Source organism: Arthrobacter sp. 05T444 (assembly GCF_056395905.1).
In genome coordinates, this window is record NZ_JBFTKK010000060.1 from 1 (window position 1) to 722 (window position 722).

Sequence of the window (722 nt, forward strand, 5' to 3'; positions counted from 1 at the left end):
GCGGTGGACATGGCGCTGTGGGACATCAAGGGCAAGGTCGCCGGGATGCCGGTCTACCAGCTCCTGGGCGGGGCGTCCCGCAACGGGCTGCGCGCCTACGGCCACGCCTCCGGCGCGGACATCCCCTCACTGTTCGACTCGGTCCGCGAGCACCTGGAACTCGGCTACAAGTCGGTCCGGATCCAGACCGCGGTCCCGGGCATCAAGGCCGTCTACGGTGTCGCCGCGCAGGCCCAGGCCTCCGGGGAGAGGTACGACTACGAGCCCGCCGGGCGCGGCGCGTTCCCGGTGGAGGAAGACTGGGACACCCGGGCGTACCTGCGCCACCTGCCCTCGGTGTTCGAGGCGGTCCGGAACGAGTTCGGCCCGGAACTTCCSYTGCTGCACGACGGGCACCACCGGATGACCCCGATCCAGGCCGCGAAGCTGGGCAAGGCCCTGGAACCSTATGACCTGTTCTGGCTCGAGGACTGCACCCCGGCCGAAAACCAGGAGGCCCTGCGCCTGGTCCGGGCGCACACCACCACCCCGCTGGCGATCGGTGAAATCTTCAACACCGTGTACGACTACCAGTCCATCATCAAGGAACAGCTGATCGACTACGTCCGGGCGGCCTCCACGCACTTTGGCGGGATCTCGCCTTTGAAGAAAGTCATGGACTTCGCCGCGCAGTACCAGATCAAGTCCGGCTTCCACGGCCCCACCGACATCTCCCCGGTCGG

General features: G+C 67.7%; 1 protein-coding gene. It reads left to right on the plus strand.

Annotated elements, in window-relative coordinates:
- The coding region (locus AC1DD3_RS22070; protein ID WP_476882527.1) for an enolase C-terminal domain-like protein at positions 1-722 on the plus strand (722 nt) is incomplete at both ends.